The organism is Weissella kandleri (assembly GCF_001438705.1).
GTDB classification, from domain to species: Bacteria; Bacillota; Bacilli; order Lactobacillales; family Lactobacillaceae; genus Weissella; species Weissella kandleri.
Map to the genome: position 1 here is coordinate 79,081 of NZ_JQBP01000003.1, position 17,300 is coordinate 96,380.

General features: G+C 40.6%; 16 protein-coding genes. 2 read left to right on the forward strand and 14 right to left on the reverse strand.

The genetic code is table 11. The features are described from left to right. Nucleotides 1-278: 278 nt before the first annotated feature. The 10 genes from IV73_RS03575 to IV73_RS03615 all read right to left on the reverse strand — a co-directional run bounded on the left by IV73_RS03575 (nucleotide 279) and on the right by IV73_RS03615 (nucleotide 12,004). Nucleotides 279-1,187, reverse strand: coding sequence for a manganese-dependent inorganic pyrophosphatase (locus IV73_RS03575; RefSeq protein ID WP_057755017.1), 909 nt, complete (start codon nucleotides 1,185-1,187; stop codon nucleotides 279-281). A gap of 63 nt (nucleotides 1,188-1,250) precedes the next feature. Next, on the reverse strand, nucleotides 1,251-3,725 hold the full coding sequence (gene parC / locus IV73_RS03580) for a DNA topoisomerase IV subunit A (protein ID WP_057755020.1): 2,475 nt from the start codon (nucleotides 3,723-3,725) through the stop codon (nucleotides 1,251-1,253). 17 nt (nucleotides 3,726-3,742) lie between these two features. Next, nucleotides 3,743-5,812, reverse strand: a complete 2,070-nt coding sequence (parE, locus tag IV73_RS03585) for a DNA topoisomerase IV subunit B (protein WP_057755022.1) — start codon at nucleotides 5,810-5,812, stop codon at nucleotides 3,743-3,745. Nucleotides 5,813-6,112: 300 nt separating this feature from the next. Further along, entirely contained in the window at nucleotides 6,113-6,784 is a 672-nt protein-coding gene (locus IV73_RS03590) for a YigZ family protein (protein WP_057755024.1), read from the reverse strand. Between the two features lie 31 nt (nucleotides 6,785-6,815). Then, nucleotides 6,816-8,126 carry a GTPase ObgE gene (gene obgE, locus IV73_RS03595; RefSeq protein ID WP_057755497.1) on the reverse strand — a complete coding sequence of 437 codons (1,311 nt, stop codon included), beginning with the start codon at nucleotides 8,124-8,126 and terminating at the stop codon, nucleotides 6,816-6,818. Between the two features lie 196 nt (nucleotides 8,127-8,322). Then, nucleotides 8,323-10,119, reverse strand: a complete 1,797-nt coding sequence (gene uvrC / locus IV73_RS03600; RefSeq protein WP_057755027.1) for an excinuclease ABC subunit UvrC — start codon at nucleotides 10,117-10,119, stop codon at nucleotides 8,323-8,325. A 152-nt stretch (nucleotides 10,120-10,271) separates the two neighbouring features. Continuing rightward, nucleotides 10,272-10,427 carry a hypothetical protein gene (locus IV73_RS06615; RefSeq protein ID WP_157049535.1) on the reverse strand — a complete coding sequence of 52 codons (156 nt, stop codon included), beginning with the start codon at nucleotides 10,425-10,427 and terminating at the stop codon, nucleotides 10,272-10,274. Nucleotides 10,428-10,431: 4 nt separating this feature from the next. Next, nucleotides 10,432-11,166: a tRNA (guanosine(37)-N1)-methyltransferase TrmD gene (trmD, locus tag IV73_RS03605; protein WP_057755030.1), complete on the reverse strand. Its 735-nt coding sequence runs from the start codon at nucleotides 11,164-11,166 to the stop codon at nucleotides 10,432-10,434. Continuing rightward, nucleotides 11,156-11,671: a ribosome maturation factor RimM gene (gene rimM, locus IV73_RS03610; protein ID WP_057755033.1), complete on the reverse strand. Its 516-nt coding sequence runs from the start codon at nucleotides 11,669-11,671 to the stop codon at nucleotides 11,156-11,158. Before rimM ends, trmD begins: the two co-directional genes overlap by 11 nt. Nucleotides 11,672-11,680: 9 nt before the next feature. Beyond that, nucleotides 11,681-12,004 (reverse strand): DUF7671 family protein, encoded by a 324-nt coding sequence (locus IV73_RS03615; protein WP_057755036.1) that lies wholly within the window; start codon nucleotides 12,002-12,004, stop codon nucleotides 11,681-11,683. 174 nt (nucleotides 12,005-12,178) lie between these two features. Between IV73_RS03615 and IV73_RS03620 the strand changes: the two genes are divergently transcribed. Both IV73_RS03620 and IV73_RS03625 read left to right on the forward strand, forming a co-directional pair. Further along, entirely contained in the window at nucleotides 12,179-12,613 is a 435-nt protein-coding gene (locus IV73_RS03620) for a MarR family winged helix-turn-helix transcriptional regulator (protein ID WP_057755038.1), read from the forward strand. Nucleotides 12,614-12,616: 3 nt separating this feature from the next. Further along, nucleotides 12,617-14,011 (forward strand): DHA2 family efflux MFS transporter permease subunit, encoded by a 1,395-nt coding sequence (locus tag IV73_RS03625; protein ID WP_057755042.1) that lies wholly within the window; start codon nucleotides 12,617-12,619, stop codon nucleotides 14,009-14,011. A 121-nt stretch (nucleotides 14,012-14,132) separates the two neighbouring features. Here the strand turns inward: IV73_RS03625 and rpsP are convergent, their stop codons facing one another. From rpsP to ftsY, 4 genes are all read right to left on the reverse strand, one after another. Then, nucleotides 14,133-14,405, reverse strand: a complete 273-nt coding sequence (rpsP, locus tag IV73_RS03630; RefSeq protein WP_057755045.1) for a 30S ribosomal protein S16 — start codon at nucleotides 14,403-14,405, stop codon at nucleotides 14,133-14,135. Between the two features lie 91 nt (nucleotides 14,406-14,496). Continuing rightward, entirely contained in the window at nucleotides 14,497-15,978 is a 1,482-nt protein-coding gene (gene ffh / locus IV73_RS03635; protein WP_057755048.1) for a signal recognition particle protein, read from the reverse strand. Further along, on the reverse strand, nucleotides 15,978-16,322 hold the full coding sequence (locus tag IV73_RS03640; RefSeq protein ID WP_057755051.1) for a putative DNA-binding protein: 345 nt from the start codon (nucleotides 16,320-16,322) through the stop codon (nucleotides 15,978-15,980). Before IV73_RS03640 ends, ffh begins: the two co-directional genes overlap by 1 nt. After that, nucleotides 16,322-17,300: signal recognition particle-docking protein FtsY (ftsY, locus tag IV73_RS03645; RefSeq protein ID WP_083485551.1), on the reverse strand; the 979-nt coding region annotated here is incomplete at its 5' end. The genes IV73_RS03640 and ftsY, both read right to left, overlap by 1 nt.

Sequence of the window (17,300 nt, forward strand, 5' to 3'; positions counted from 1 at the left end):
CACGAGATCATGTTAGTTCTCGCTACTAAAGTTTTTATCTTCCTGGGTCATAATTATACTCTTTTTCATGAGGTTACAGCTACGTTTTTTTACATAATTTTTTTCATAATTAAATAATTATCAATTTGCTGAAAATTCACGTCATCAACCACATGAACCTTTCAAATTTAAACCTCTTTGCTAATTTTTAAATAAAAAAACTCTGAAAGCAAAAAAACTTTCAGAGTTCGAATCTATTCAATTCCAACTAGCATTTCACCAGCTAAAGGTAATAATTTTTAGAAAGCTGCGGTCAAAGGCGGAACAACCTGCTTCTTACGTGACACAACTCCTGGTAAATCAACGACATTGTTTTCTAACTTGGCATCAAAGGCTTTTTCAACCTCAGCGGCATCTGGCCCAACAAAGATAGCCTTTGAATTAGAATTCAAAATATCTGTAATCACAAATAAGAAATTCTGATATTCCGCAGCCTGCATTGCGGCTTCAAATTCAGCCTTTCGATTCAAAGTATCTTCAATATCAACCGTGTTGACTTGTCCAATTCGGAATTCATGACCGTTGAAATCAAATGATTTGGCATCCCCATCAATTAATTCTCGAGCAGTCCGTTGTGACAAATCAGTTCCAGCCTTTAACAAATTCATTCCATAAGCTTCGTAATCATCAATTCCAGCTGCTTTGGCTAAGCCAGCTAAAGCTGGTTGGTCCAACTTAGTAGTTGTAGGACTCTTCAACAACAGGGTATCTGAGATAATTGCTGAAGCTAACATTCCAGCAATAGCCTTTGGAATTTCAATTTGATTAACTTGGAATTCATAATACAAAATAGTAGCGACCGACCCCAAAGGTTTATTTGTAAACCAGATTGGGTTGGCTGACGTAAAGTTAATCTTATGGTGATCATAGACTCCCACAACTTCAACATCATCTAAATTAGCGACAGATTGTGCTTTTTCATTATGGTCAACTAAAACGACTTCTTCTGTCTCAGCCTTTTCAATCACACGCAATGGGTTTAGACCAAAATAATCTAAAGCATATTGCGTTTCAGCATTTGGTGTACCTAAAGCCACCGCTTCGGTCTCTTCATGATATGCTTCTTGTAACAAATATGCTGCTCCCATTGCTGATGCAATCGTATCAGTATCTGGATTCTGATGTCCAAAAACAAGTTTTTTTGCCATGTTTTTTAACTCCATTTCTTAATTCTTAACTACTATTTTACCATGCTTTTCGTCACAACGGGGCTAAGCTTCAGAATCTTTTCCTTGCGCAATCCGTAACGTCATTGGTTGCCCTTGCTTTTCAGGTTCAACCACAAAACTTCCATTACTATAACGTTGACTAATTGGGTGATCAGTTGGTTGAATCAAAATGGCTTGATTCGTATCCGTTTGAAGCACTAATTGCACTGCTGCCTTTTGTGGTAACACTTGGGCGGCCACCATCCGATGCGCATCTTTCTTTAATTCACGCATCACTGCGACCCCCTTCTTAGCCCGCGAGGTACTTGGTATATCATCCACAGCCATTCGCTTATACGCGCCCCGATTTGAAACGACATGAATAAGCATTTCAGCGGCTGGTTGTGTGATAACGCCCCCACCAATCAGATAATCATCATTTTGTAAGTTCATCGCCTTAACACCCGCGGTCCGATTTCCTTGCACCGGTACATCCGTCAAATTAAACCGCAAACCTTGCGCTTGATTTGAAATTAAAAGCACTTCAGCTTGATTTACATCATTTTCCAAGACATACTGCAAAAGTACTAGGACACCTTGGTTTTTAAACTTAACCAATGGCATTGCCCGCTTTCGATAATTAGAGCGTGGTTGCAAAGTTGCAAAGGCCACTTGTTTAATGGCTCCTTCGCTTGTTCCAATCACCCAATGGCCCGTCAGCTTTTCTAAATCATCTACCACTTTAACCTGAATAATTTGCTCTTCTGGCCGTAAATCAGTGACCGTTTGTGACAAATGCTCTCCCGCATCTTTCCACTTTACCTCTGGCAATTCATGGACTGGTCGATAGATGACGTTTCCATAATTGGTAAACATGAACAAATGCTGCATCGTATTGAGCTTGTGACTAAAGACGCTCATGTCATCTTCACGCAAACCATTATCATCCCCGGAAGCTTTGTATGAACGCAAAGAGGCACGTTTCACATAACCTGCTTGTGAAACAAGCACCATCACATCTTCATCCGCAACCGTCACACTTTGATCGATTTTAATTTCTTGCACTTCAGCTTGAATTTCCGTTAATCTTGGCGTGGCATACGTCTTCTTCAATGTATTTAATTCACGTTTTAAAACTTTGATTAACTCTTTAGGATCTTCCAAAATTAATTGCCAAGCTTGAATTTGTTCTGATAAATGCTGCGCTTCTTCTTGTAATTGCGTCACGTCGGTATTACTTAAACGATACAATTGCAAAGTCACAATCGCCTCGGCTTGCATATCTGTAAATTCATACGCATCCATTAAGTTTTTCTTAGCCGTGGCACGATCCTTAGAAGCCCGAATGGTCGCAATTACTTGGTCTAAAATTGACAAAGCTTTAATCAAACCATCGACCACATGCAAGCGTTTCTTTGCTTTAGCTAAATCAAATTTCGTCCGCTTCGTAATAATTTCTTTTTGATGATTAATAAACGCCTCTAAAGCTGTCTTTAAACTAAAGAGCACCGGCCGTTGATTATGAATCGCCACCATATTGAAATTATATGTGATTTGCAAATCGGTCTTTTTAAAGAGGTATTGCAAAATCCCATCCGCATTCCCATCTTTAGCGATTTCAATCGCAATTGATAATCCTTCACGATCAGATTCATCTCGCACTTCAACAATCCCAGCAACGTCTTTATTTGCCCGAATTTCGTCCATTTTGTGCACTAAGGCGGCTTTATTAACTTCATATGGAATTTCACTAATCCGAATTAATTGCTTTCCGCCCTTTAAAGGTTCAATGGCCGTCTTAGAACGCACCACAATTTTACCTTTTCCGGTTTCGTAAGCTTTTTTCAAACCCGATGCACCTTGAATAATCGCACCGGTCGGGAAATCTGGACCTTGCACAAATTGCATTAAGTCAGCCACAGTTGCATCAGGGTGAATCAACAGGTGAACGACTGCCTCAATAACTTCGCCTAAATTATGCGGTGGAATTTCCGTCGCATATCCCGCTGAAATTCCAGTTGCTCCATTTACCAATAAGTTTGGGAAATGTCCTGGTAAAACGGTTGGCTCATACTCGGTATCATCGAAATTAAGCACCATTTCCACTGTGTCTTTTTCAAGATCACGAAGCATTTCACCGGCAATTTTTGATAAACGTGCTTCCGTATAACGCATGGCCGCGGCTGGATCATTATCAATTGATCCGTTGTTTCCGTGCATTTCAATTAACGGTGCTCGTAATTTCCAATCTTGTGACATCCGCACCATAGCTTCATAAATTGATGAATCACCATGGGGGTGAAAATTACCCATGACATTTCCAACTGATTTAGCCGACTTACGGAATTGTTTATCATAAGTATTACCATCTTTATTCATGGCATACAAAATACGGCGTTGAACGGGCTTTAAGCCATCTCGAATATCTGGAAGAGCTCGTTCTTGAATAATATACTTTGAATATCGCCCAAAGCGATCACCCATCACAGCTTCTAAAGAAAGCTCTTGAATGGATCCTTGCGCTATTTCTTCTGACATTGCTGATTTTCCTTTCTCTATGCTTGGGTGTTATCATCCAATGGCGCGAAAAAATCATCTAAGCCTAATTGTTCCGCGATAGCTTCAGCTGGCTCGACGACTTGATTTGCATCGATTGCCGGTGTGGCTTCCCCCGCATTTTCTTGTTGCTTATCTAAAATTGATTCTTCTTCCACTAAGGAGAACGCCACATTATTTTCAATCCATTTACGACGTGGCTCAACTTTATCCCCCATTAACGTGGTGACCCGCTTTTCAGCTAACATCGCATCATCAATCGTGATTCGAATCAAAGTTCGGGTTTTAGGATTCATGGTCGTATCCCATAACTGTGCAGCGTTCATCTCACCTAACCCTTTAAAGCGTTGGAGGGTATAACCTTTACCGATTTCTTTTTCCATTTGGGCTAGCTGTTCATTCGTCCAAGCATAACTAATCTTGGGCTTCTTGGTTCCCTTACGTAACATATACAAAGGAGGAAGCGCAATATAAACTTTTCCAGCTTCAATCAAAGGCCGCATATATTTATAAAAGAACGTTAACAACAAGGTTTGAATATGCGCCCCATCATCATCCGCGTCGGTCATAATAATAATTTTATCGTAATGAGAATCCGCCTCTTCAAATTCCGAACCAACCCCTGCTCCAATGGTATAAATCATCGTCGCAATTTCTTCATTCTTCATAATATCCGCTAACTTAGCCTTCTCGGTGTTTAAAACCTTCCCCCGCAAAGGTAAAATCGCTTGGAACTTACGATCACGTCCCTGCTTAGCAGACCCACCGGCCGAATCACCCTCAACTAAGAAGAGTTCATTTTGCTTGGCATTTTTAGATTGCGCCGGCGTCAATTTACCAGATAAAATCCGATCCTGCTTACCTTTACGCTTTCCAGAACGTGCATCTTCACGCGCCTTGCGAGCTGCTTCACGAGCTTCACGAGCCCGTAATGATTTCCGAATGAGTTCTTGTGAAAAATTACCATTTTCCATCAAATAGAATCCTAGTTGTTCAGCTACGATATTGTCGACAATCGAACGAGCTTCAGGTGTTCCCAATTTTTCTTTCGTTTGACCTTCAAATTGCAAAAGTTCTTCTGGAATCCGCATTGAAATCACTGCTGAGAGACCTTCTCGGACATCTGAGCCTTCTAAGTTTTTGTCCTTATCCTTTAACAAATTCATTTTCCGAGCATATTCATTAAAGGCTTTCGTCCAAGCCGAACGCAATCCGGCTTCATGTGTTCCGCCACCTGGAGTGCGCACATTATTAACAAACGACATCATTGTCTCAGAATAGCCGTCATTGTATTGAGCCGCAACTTCCACTTCGATGCCTTTTTCTACTCCATCAAAGTACATGACATCGCCCATGGTCGACTTATCTTCATTAAGATAAGTCACAAAAGATCGAATTCCATCATTATATTGATAAACTTCATTTTGCTCTTGACCTGCACGTCGATCAATTAAAATAATCTTAATTCCGCTCAACAAAAACGCCGATTCACGTAACCGTTCAGCTAGAATACTAAAATTGTAATTAGTCGTTGAAAAAATCTTAGCATCAGGCGTAAATGTAACGGTCGTTCCATCGTGGTCTTTTGTTTTACCAAGGTTATTTAAAGTTCCATCCGGATGTCCACCATTAACAAAGTGCTCTTGGTATTTGACGCCATCCCGCACAATCGTGACTGTTAAAGCCGATGATAAGGCATTCACAACCGATGATCCAACTCCATGAAGCCCCCCTGAAGTTTTATAACCACCCTGACCAAACTTACCTCCAGCGTGCAAGACCGTTAAAATCACCTCTGGAGTAGGCTTACCAGAAGCGTGGATTCCAACGGGCATTCCACGACCATGATCGGCTACCGTAATTGAATTATCCGGTTCAATGGTGACTTTAATCTCGTCCCCAAAACCAGCTAGTGCTTCGTCGACCGCGTTATCAAAAATCTCGTAAACTAAATGATGCAAACCTTTGCTATCAGTTGAACCAATATACATCCCAGGCCGCTTACGGACGGCATCTAAGCCTTCTAAAATTGTAATATCATTTTCATCGTAGGTATTTCTGTTTACCATTGTTTTGCCTACCTTCTTCAAATTAAACGTTGATGTCCACAGGCATTCTTTTTCAATTCCCATCTAATATTTTTGCAGTGACCTACTGGTTTGAAAAGGTCAACATGCCTGAGGTGCAACGTTTTATATTTTTAATTTATATTTACTATATAACTTTCTCACGACCAAGTTAACTTAAGGGCCCATTCAAACTGAACAGACCCAGTGGAATCCCAGGCTAAGAAAAAGCATTCACTTTTTAAAATACCACTAAAAGGAATGCTTGTGTACTTTTTTTTAAATTACTTTAAGAAAAGTAAACTATCTACGGGTGCGAGTTTGACCATTAACAGACCTAAGATAGGGCACTTCAATCCAAGTAGGTGCGATTTTAATTAACTGCGTCCGCCCTTTGGTTTGTTCTAAAATATCTTGTTCAAATTGATCAAAAACGTTTTGATCAACGGCCACCTGTAATGTCACCTGCTCTGCATAAGAAATATCATGCGTCAAATATGCATTTTGCGTCAACCAATATTGTAATGATTCCAGTTGGGCATAGTCCACTCGAATCGCCACCAATAATTGCTCAATCCGTTCAACCCGCTGCGCTGCTTCCACCGCCTGGGCTAAGGTCCCTGCATAGGCGCGAATGAGCCCACCCGCCCCCAGTTTAATACCGCCAAAATAACGCGTTTGCACAACGACGATATCGTGTAACTCATTATTTTTAATAACTTCTAACATCGGACCAGCCGCAGTACCACTAGGTTCACCATCATCAGAAGCGCGCTGCACTTCCATGTTTGGGCCTAAAGTGTATGCCCAAACATGATGATTAGCTTTAGGGTGTAATTTTTTAATCGAAGCGATAAAATCGCGGGCTTCATCTTCGGAACTAACCCGTTTCAAATCAACAATAAACCTTGATTTTTTCAAAACCTGTTCAAACGTAAAAGTATCTGGAGCAATTGTAATGTATGGTTCCACCATGCTTTATCCTCCCCACACAACAAGCTTTCAACTAATCTTCAAACTCAAATTGGAAGTCCATAATCTGAACCGTATCACCATTCACGGCCCCAGCTCTCCGCAAAGCATCATCGACCCCCATGGTCCGCATTTGCCGGGCAAAGCGCATCAACGACTCAGTAAAGTTAGTATTCGTCCGCAAGAAGAGGTTTTCTAACTCTTCTCCCGTCAAAATCCAATAATGTTCATCTTCACGTACAATTTCAAATGGCTGCTTATCTTCCTTGAATTCATACAATGCGTCATCATCATTAGCTGTTTGCATTTCCGGTGAAATAAACGGATCTGTAACATCTAAGATGTCAGCTGTCTTTTGCATCAAAGGCTCTAATCCTTCGCGCGTTAAGGCAGAAATCGGGAAGATTGGCGTTTGCTGATCAAAATTAGGATCTGCTGCTAATTTTTCTTTGAAATCAGCCAATGTCTCTTCGGCATCTGGCATGTCCATCTTGCTAGCCACAATAATCTGCGGACGTTCCAATAACATTGGATCATACTCACCCAATTCATGATTAATCTTTTGGTAGTTATCATATGGGTCGTTGTCAGGGTCTAAGCCACTCATGTCAATGACATGTAGAATAACCCGTGTCCGTTCCACATGCCGTAGAAATTGGATTCCTAACCCAATCCCTTGTGATGCGCCTTCAATCAAACCTGGCAAATCGGCCATCACAAAATCACGACCATCATTTAAGCGGACCATCCCTAAATTAGGAAACAACGTCGTAAACTGATACTCTGCAATCTTAGGCTTGGCAGCGGTAACAACGGAAAGCAAAGTTGACTTACCAACAGATGGGAAACCGACCAAGCCAACATCAGCCAAGACTTTTAATTCAAGACGAATATCTAATTCTTGCCCAGGTTCACCATTTTCTGCAATTTCAGGTGCAGGATTTTTTGGTGAAGCGAAGCGAATATTACCACGACCACCGCGACCACCAGCAGCTACAACTAACCGGTCGTCTTTATTAACCAAATCACCAATAACAGCACCCGTTTCGGCGTTCGTAACCGTCGTTCCTTGAGGGACCCGGATTACCATATCGTCCGCAGATGCCCCAGTCATTCCTTTAGTAGCACCATTGCCACCAGCGCTAGCTTTAAAATGGCGCTTATATCGGAAGTCCATTAAAGTTCGTAAACCTTCATCAACAACCAAGACCACAGAACCACCGTGACCGCCATCGCCGCCAAATGGGCCGCCCATATTAATATACTTTTCATGTCGGAATGAGACGGCACCATCGCCACCTTTTCCTCCCTTTACAAACACTTTTACTTGGTCAACGAATGCCATCGCCATCCTACCTTTCCGCCCAAATCAACGTTTAGACCATTTATCTCTACAGTGTCCAAAAGGGCCACTGTGCCATGTCATTCATGGCATAACCTTATTCATTGTAACTGATTTAAATCTATAAAGCGACCATAATTCAATTAAATTTAATTTTCCATGCGTTCAAATTGGGGTTGCAACTACTAACCACAAATACTTATTGTTTTTGATCACCCATCGCTGCCAGCGAAATTTTCAAAGCTTGGATTACTCTCGTCGAAATCCCCATCGCCTTCAATTCTTCATCTGGCGCATTTTGGATTTTCGTCAAAGAACCATACTTCGTTAACAATTTTTGACGCGTCTTAGGACCAATTCCCGCAATTTGATCCAGCTTAGAACCCAACGATGATTTTGAACGCAAATTTCGGTGGAAAGTAATAACAAAGCGGTGAACTTCATCTTGAATTCTTTGCAGTAAAAAGAATCCTTGTGATTTCGGATCTAACTCCGTATGTGGTTCTCCCTCAGATTTTAACAAATCCGCCGTTCGATGATGATCGTTTTTCACCATCGCCGCCACAGGTAAGTCGTACAAGCCTAGTTCATCTTGCAAGACTTCTTTAGCAGCATTTAATTGAATCTCACCACCGTCAATTAAGACCAAATCAGGCAACGCGTCACCTTCTTTTAACAAACGCGAATAACGGCGTCGAATAACTTCCATCGTTTCCGCCCGTTCATCGGCATGATCCACGCTTTTAATTTTATATTTGCGGTACTTTTGACGGTTGGGAACTCCATTTTCAAACACTACCATCGCCGAGACAATTTCCTGTCCTTGCGTATGAGAGTGATCAAAGGCTTCGATCCGATTGATTTCTTCTAATCCTAAGGCATCCGCAATTTCTTGCATCGCACCGCTTGTTTTTTGTTCGTTCATTTCCATTAAACGGAACTTTTCATCTAAGGTGATTTTCGCATTTTTACTTGCTAAATCTAACAAAGCACGCTTCTCACCCCGTTGTGGCACACGCACAGGGACATTTAAAACAGAACTAATCGTCTCAGTCTCAACCCCTTTAGGGACTAAGATTTCTTTGGGTAAAACTGAATTTTTGCGATTATAAAATTGCAAAATGAACGTCGTTAATTCTTCTTCTGGAGTCCCTACAATCGTAAAGAGACGTTTCTCACGCTTCAATAAGCGTGCTTGACGCACAAAGAAAATTTGCACGGATAACCAACCTTTATCGAAATAAAAATTGAATATATCACGAGGTGTCCCATCTTTTGAAATAATCTTTTGTTTTTCAACCGTTTCGGCGATAAACTTCAGCTGATCACGAATATCTGCTGCCCGTTCAAACTCTAAGCGATCCGAGGCTTCTTGCATTCGTTGATGCAAAAGTTTATTAGCTGCGATTGTGTTTCCTGCCAAAAAGCTTTGAATTTGCTTAATCTGTTCTTGATACTCTGCGACTGGCACTTCTCGATAACAAGCCCCTAAACATTGACCCATATTGGCATACAAACAAGGGCGCCCCTGATACCCATTGCATCGTCGCAATGGGTAGTTCTTTTGAATAAAATGAAGTGTTTCTTGTGCGGCGTAAACGTTTGGGTATGGACCAAAATACTGTCCACCATCTTTTTTTACTTCACTCACCAACTCCATTTTTGGATCCCGCTCATTAGTAATCTTAATGTATGGATATCCCGTTCCCCGTTTCAAGCGAATATTATAGTATGGTTGATATTTTTGAATTAACGTTATTTCCAATAAAAGGGATTCTTTTTCTGAACTTGTAACAATAAAATCGAAGTCAGCAATATTGCGTACCAATTCAGCTGTTTTACCATCATGTTCACTTTTAAAATATGAACGAACCCGATTTTTTAAATTTTTAGCTTTTCCCACATAAATAATCTTACCGTTCTTATCCTTCATTTGATAAGATCCCGGTAAATCTGGTAAAAGCGCTAATTTTTGCTCAAGATGTTCAGAAGCCATGATAACCCCTTTCCGTTAAGTTTAAACTAATTATAGCATAAAACATTTTTTACAAACAGTCTAGTTAAGTGCATAAATATACGAAGGACCACTATGCTGCAAGATGCTTGGCACAGTGGTCCTTTCATTTTGTACGGCACTTAATCCTTCAATTAACCTTCATCAGGGAATGGCTGTTCGTCTGTATTACTTTTTTTTCCAAAAAATTTAGCTGAATCAGCTGGATGATTTTGATCATTTTTTGGTAATTCAATAAAGTTATTTAAGCTTTGTGTGATGGCATCTTGCCGTTTTGACTGTAATCCCATAAATTTACTTCCCTTCTTCAGTTTTTAATTCTGCCAAAAGTCTCCGCTCTTCTGGCGTAAAGGCATAATTTTCCAACAAATCTGGACGTCGCAAATATGTCCGCCGCAACGCTTCTTTCTTCCGCCACTTAGCAATATTAGCATGGTGCCCACTTAACAAAACATCTGGTACTTTTTTACCTTCAAAGTCAGCCGGCCGTGTGTACTGCGGATATTCTAGCAAGCCTGTTGAAAATGAATCATCAACGGCCGACATCTGATCCCCTAATGCATCATTTAACAACCTGACCGTGGCATCAATCACAACCATAGCACCCAATTCGCCACCTGTTAAGACATAGTCACCCAATGAAATTTCATCAGTCACTAAATCACGAATCCGTTCATCATAACCTTCATAGTGTCCTGCGATAAATGTCAGATGGTCCTCTTGCGCTAACTCTTCGGCAACTGCTTGGTTAAAAGTCCGTCCAGCGGGATCAAGTAAAATCACATGGCCGCGATCACCAGCTTCAGATTCCACATGCTCCATGGCTGAATAAATGGGTTGGGGCATCAAAAGCATCCCCTGACCACCACCATAAATGACATCATCAACATTGTGATGCTTATTTTCAGTATAATCCCGAAAATCAATCACATTAAAATCCACGATTCCACGTTCAATCGTTTTTCCAATGATGGATTCACGCATGGGTGTAAACATATTGGGAAATAAACTTAATACATCAATTCTCATCAGCGACCCATTCCTCCAATTGATTGACATAGGCGACATTGGCTGCTAAATCAATCTTAATCACCACCTGCTCAGTAAAAGGTAACAACATCTCTTGACCTGCACCTTTCACCACCCACACATCATTGGCCGGCATTTCTAAAATTTCTTGTACTTGCCCTAACTGCGCTTTAGTGTGGTTATCGATGACTTGTAGTCCAATTAAATCATGATAAAAATATTCATCATCAGCTAGTCTTGGTGCTTTAGTTTCAGATACCATTAAATCTAAGCCTTTATATTTTTCAACTAAATTAATATCTTGCATACCTGCAAAACTTAACAAAACAAACTGTTTATGCTTTCGGACACTGGCGATTTCCACTTCAACGGCTGGTTTTGCCGCAATCACTAATTGATTCCCTACTTGGAATCGTTCAGTTGGAAAGTCCGTCGTTGCCATAACGCGTACTTCACCTTTAATCCCATGTGTATTCACAATCGTCCCAACTTTATATAGTTCCATTTGCTTCCCCTAATGTTTAATTGCTTGATATTCTTGTTTTAATGCGTTGATTAACTCTGGCGTCACCTGTTCTTTAGTAAACCGTCCCATGGGGGTCACCATGTGACGGTCTTTAAAACTTAACGGCCTGGTGTCCACTAAGACGATTTCAAAATTTTGTTCTGTTAAAAAAATTTGTCCGGGCTGCCCCACACGTCCTTTGGTATGCTTACCGATCCGCCAACTATGAAAATCCGCACTTGTTAACGGCTGATGCGAAAGTTGACGCTGTCCATTTTCGTTTTGTACCAATTTCACACCGATGAGTTCCATTGTCGGATATTTACTTGCCATGCCCTTTTCCACCTAACTATTCAATGTATTAATTATAGATAAATCTAACAAGGGGCGCAATAGTAACCTCACTACACCTCAACTTTTAAACCAACATAATTTGACATTTCCTATCAACAAGTTTAACATAGTTCAAGTCGCTAAATATGTGCATATGCACATAAAGGAGGAAATATGCAGTCTGAAATCAATAATGACCAATTTCAAAGTATCGGCATCATCAGTCGTTTCATGCGCACCGAACTGAATCGTGCCCTGAAGCCATACGGTTTAAACGACAGTAACTACTTTTTTATCTTTTACATTGCAGATCATCCGGAACCTTCCCAAGATGATTTAACCCGCAAAATGTTTTTAGATCACAGCACCATTACCCGTTCCGTGAGAAAGCTCGTCGAATTAGGCTATCTTGAAAAGCGTCTTGATCAAAATGATCACCGCACCAACCGCCTTTTTTTAACCCCCCGTGGTGCCGCTTTGCGCCCTGAATTACACACAATCACAGCGACTATTTTTGAGCAAACTTTTACCGAATTAACCGTAAAAGAAACCACACTTATTAAAGAATTATTATCCAAAACAGCCCTGAATTTAGAAAGGATGCGCTAAAACATGAATCACACTACAAAAATGTCCACCCGTGACATGCTATCTATCATCGCCGCAGCCATGATGGCGTTTATTGGCGTTTTAATTGAAACTTCGATGAACGTAACGTTCCCAACCTTAATTCAAAAATTTAATGTTGATATGTCAATAGTGCAATGGGTCACCACCGGCTACCTCTTAGTCGTCTCACTCGTCATCATTTGTTCTTCTTATATTAAGGGCCGGTTTAAAGAACGGCATATCTTTATGGCTGGCGTGGTCTTTTCAATTATCGGAGACCTAGCGTGTGCCTTAGCCCCTGGTTTTATGATTCTTCTAATTGGTCGGCTCATTCAAGCCATTGGAACTGGAATTGTTTTACCCTTACTATTTAATATTATTTTAGAACGGGCGCCTATTCAAAAGCGTGGTTTCTTCATGGGCTTAGGCGGCTTAATTGTTTCAATGGCACCGGCTTTAGGTCCTACTTTTGGGGGCTTGATTGTGAACTTCACTAGTTGGCGTTATATTTTCTGGATTGTGCTCCCATTAATGGTTATCAGCTTCTTTCTAGGTTTTTCGATTGAACAAATCACCCCGCTCATCCAACAGAAATTTGACTGGTTCCGTTTTATCCTTTTGGCAATTACATTTATTAGTTTAACCTTAGGCTTTAACACCGTCAGTCAATTTGGTTGGTTCAATCTGCGCTTGGGCATTAGTTTAGCCATTACTGCAATTACCATTTTCTTATTTATTAAAGTATCTAACCATTCAACACGTGTCTTAATTGATATTTCTATTTTTAAAAATCCAATTTTAACACTTGGGTTAATTGCTTACGTAATTATTCAATTTACAAATATTGGTATCAATTTTATCCTACCTAATTATGCCCAAATCGCCGGTCATTCTACCGCCATGATTGGAGGGCTCATTTTGCTGCCTGGAAGTTTAATTTCCGGGCTACTCAATCCTGTTTGGGGACGAATGTATGATAATATTGGTGCTAAAAAACCTATTTTAATGGGGAATTCACTTTTCTTTTTGGCAATTATTCTCTTTGCGGTCTTTAGTTTAAAGTTATCACCAATCATGATTATGGTATATTATCTCCTCTTTGGAATCGGGGTTAATATGGCATTACCTAATACCATGACCTACGCCTTAACTATTATCGGTCCAGAAAAAGAAGCGGACGCCAATGCTATTTTTAACACCTTACAACAATTTGGTGGTTCAATTGGAACGGTCATTGCTTCAAGCTTTCTAGCATCTGGTAATGGAAATAACGCCGCTGCAGTGATGCAATCAGGAACCCAGCACGCGATGATTTTCTTTGGGACTTTGGTCTTAATTAATTTCTTCTTATATCACTACACCTTTAAATTAGGGCATCAAGTAATGCCTAATTTATAAATCAGCAAGCAATAATGAAGCAGCCTAGCTCTTAGAATTAGGCTGCTTTTTAATTATGGATAAACAAAAAGAGATCGAACTAGTATAGAAACTAGCCCAACCTCTTTAATTAAAGCTCAAATTACTTTGAGAACTTTGCTTCGTGGTACTTCTTCATGATGCCAGCGTCTGACAACAAGTTCTTTACTGTGTCAGAAGGTTGAGCACCATTATTCAACCAGTTCATGATTGATTCTTCGTTCAACTTAACCTCAGCTGGTTCAACCAATGGGTTATAAGTTCCAACGTTTTCAATGAAACGTCCGTCACGTGGTGAACGTGAATCTGCAATAACGACACGATAGAATGGGCGCTTCTTTGATCCCATCCGCTTTAAACGAATTTTAACTGCCATGTTAATATATTCCTCCAGAATTAATCTACTCTTAGTATAATAACAGAATCACCGGTAAGTGTAAAGTATTTTTCCTTTACACTTTATAAATTTATTTCCGGCGCTTTTTTTTATTCTTTTGAATTTGTCGTGCCATCCGCTTCATTGCCATTTGTTGGACCTTGTTACCAATATTGCCACCTGACTTTGGCATTCCTGGCATTCCTGGCATTCCGTTGGGCATACCACCTTGACCTTGCAGCGCACTCATCATTTGCTCCATTTGTCCGGTATTCCCATTCATAACTTTACTCATCATACTCTTCATCTGATTAAATTGCTTAATCATCCGGTTAACTTCAACAATTGGGCGCCCTGCTCCAGCTGCTAAACGCCGGCGTCGTGAAGGATTAATTAAATCTGGATCTTCCCTTTCAGCAGGTGTCATTGAAAGGACAATTGCACGCATATGGTCCATTTGCTTGTCATCCATTTGAATATTTTGCAAAGCTGGATTATTGGCAACGCCTGGAATCATTTTTAACAAATCTTCCATCGGTCCCATATTTTGGACCTGATCCATTTGATCAATAAAATCATTAAAATCAAAGGTATTTTGTCGCATCTTTTCAGCTTGTTCGGCGGCCTTTTTTTCGTCAACGTCTTTTTGGGCTTTTTCGATCAGGGTCATCAAGTCACCCATTCCCAAAATCCGTGAAGCCATTCGTTCAGGGTAGAAGACGTCCAAATCGGTCATCTTTTCCCCTTGTCCAACGAATTTTATTGGCTTTTGCGTTACTTCACGAATTGACAAAGCCGCTCCACCACGGGTATCACCATCTAACTTTGTCAATACAACTCCGGTAATCCCAAGCCGATCATTAAATCCTTGAGCGGTTTCCGTTGCATTTTGTCCAGTCATTGCATCAACAACCAACAAAATTTCATCCGGAGCAGCAATCTTCTTAATGTCAGCTAATTCTTGCATCAAAGCTTCATCAATTTGCAAACGTCCGGCCGCATCAATAAAGACATAATCAGCCTTAAGCTCATCAGCCTTGGCTAAACCTTTTTGAACAATTTCACGTGGGTCAACATCCGTACCCATTGCAAAGACTGGTACATCAATTTGTTGCCCTAACGTTTCTAATTGGTCAATGGCGGCTGGACGATAAATATCGGCGGCAATCATCAAAGGTCGCGCATTTTGTTCTTGCTTTAACTTTAAGGCCAATTTACCGGCCGTCGTCGTTTTTCCGGCTCCTTGTAACCCAACCATCATAATAATCGTTGGAATTTTCTTTGATTGATTCAACGGGACAGCTTCGTCCCCCATCATCATCGTTAATTCTTCATTAACGATTTTGACGATTTGTTGTTCGGGATTCAAGCCTTCTAAGACTTTTTGTCCTGCTGCTTTTTCCCGAACTTCACGCACAAATTTTTTAACAACAGTATAGTCAACGTCGGCTTCTAACAACGCCATCCGAATTTCACGCATCGTATCCCGTAAATCGGCGTCGGTCACCTTGCCTTTACGACGTAATCCACTTAGAGCTGATTGTAACCGTTCTGTTAATCCTTCAAATGCCATTAGTTCTCCTCCTCTTGAACAGCCAAACTACGCACCAAGTTACTTAACTTTTGGTCTTGACGATAATTTTGCTCCACATATGTTTGTAAAGCTGTCAAAGTCGTTTGGCGTTCCAAATAATTTTGATAAATGTGTAATTTTGCTTCGTAATTTTCTAGTGCTTGGGTACTTCGCTTTAAATTATCATAAACGGCTTGCCGCGAAACATTAAATTCTTCAGCAATTTCGCCCAATGAATAATCATCTTCATAATATAGCGTCAAGTAATCATCCTGCTTTTTAGTTAATAAAGCGCGATAGGTCGCAAATAAAATATTTAAGCGATTGGTTTTTTCTAATTCCATTATGACTCCAATAATTGTCCAAAGAGACTTTGGGCAAAGTCTTTGGCGTTAAATGGTTGTAAATCACCTACTTGTTCGCCCAAACCAATCCACTTTACAGGTAAGTGTAATTCATTACGAATTGGCAAAATAATCCCACCTTTAGCGGTTCCATCTAACTTAGTTAACACAATTCCCGTCACATCCGTTGAATCTTTAAACAACTTGGCTTGTTGAATGGCATTTTGCCCCGTTGTTGAGTCCAATACCAATAAGACTTCCATAGGCTGTTCAGGTAATTCACGTTCAATGATGCGTTTCATCTTTGCCAACTCTTGCATCAAATTTTGATTATTTTGCAAACGTCCAGCGGTATCGACAAATAAGATATCAGCTTGTTGCTCAATCGCGGCTTGAACCCCATCATAAACCACTGATGCTGGATCAGAGCCTGCCGATCCGGCAATAACTTCAACCCCATCACGTTCACCCCAAACTTGCAACTGTTGGGTGGCTCCTGCTCGGAAAGTATCCGCGGCTGCTAACAAAACTTTCTTGTCTTCTTGCTTATAGCGCGCTGCTAATTTACCAATGGTGGTGGTTTTTCCAACACCATTCACCCCGACAAACAAAATAACCGTGGGACCACTTTTGGCAAAATGCATTGTTGCATCTTCGTTAATTCCTTGCTGCTCATAGTGTTCAACTAATTTATCAAGCACTACTTTGGATACTTCTTCTTTAGATTTAGCATTTTGTAATTTAACTTCATCGCGTAATTCATCCGTCAATTGAAAAGCAGTTTCTGCCCCCACATCGGCCTTAATCAGCGTCTCTTCTAAATCGTCAAAGAAATCCTCATCGACGCGCCGGAAATTTGACATGAAGGCATTCCAGCGTTGTGACCATGACTTTTTAGTTTTGGCTAACCCCGCATCTAAATCTGTTTCTGTTTCTGTTTCTGTTTCTGTTTCTGTTTCTGTTTCTGTTTCTGTTTCT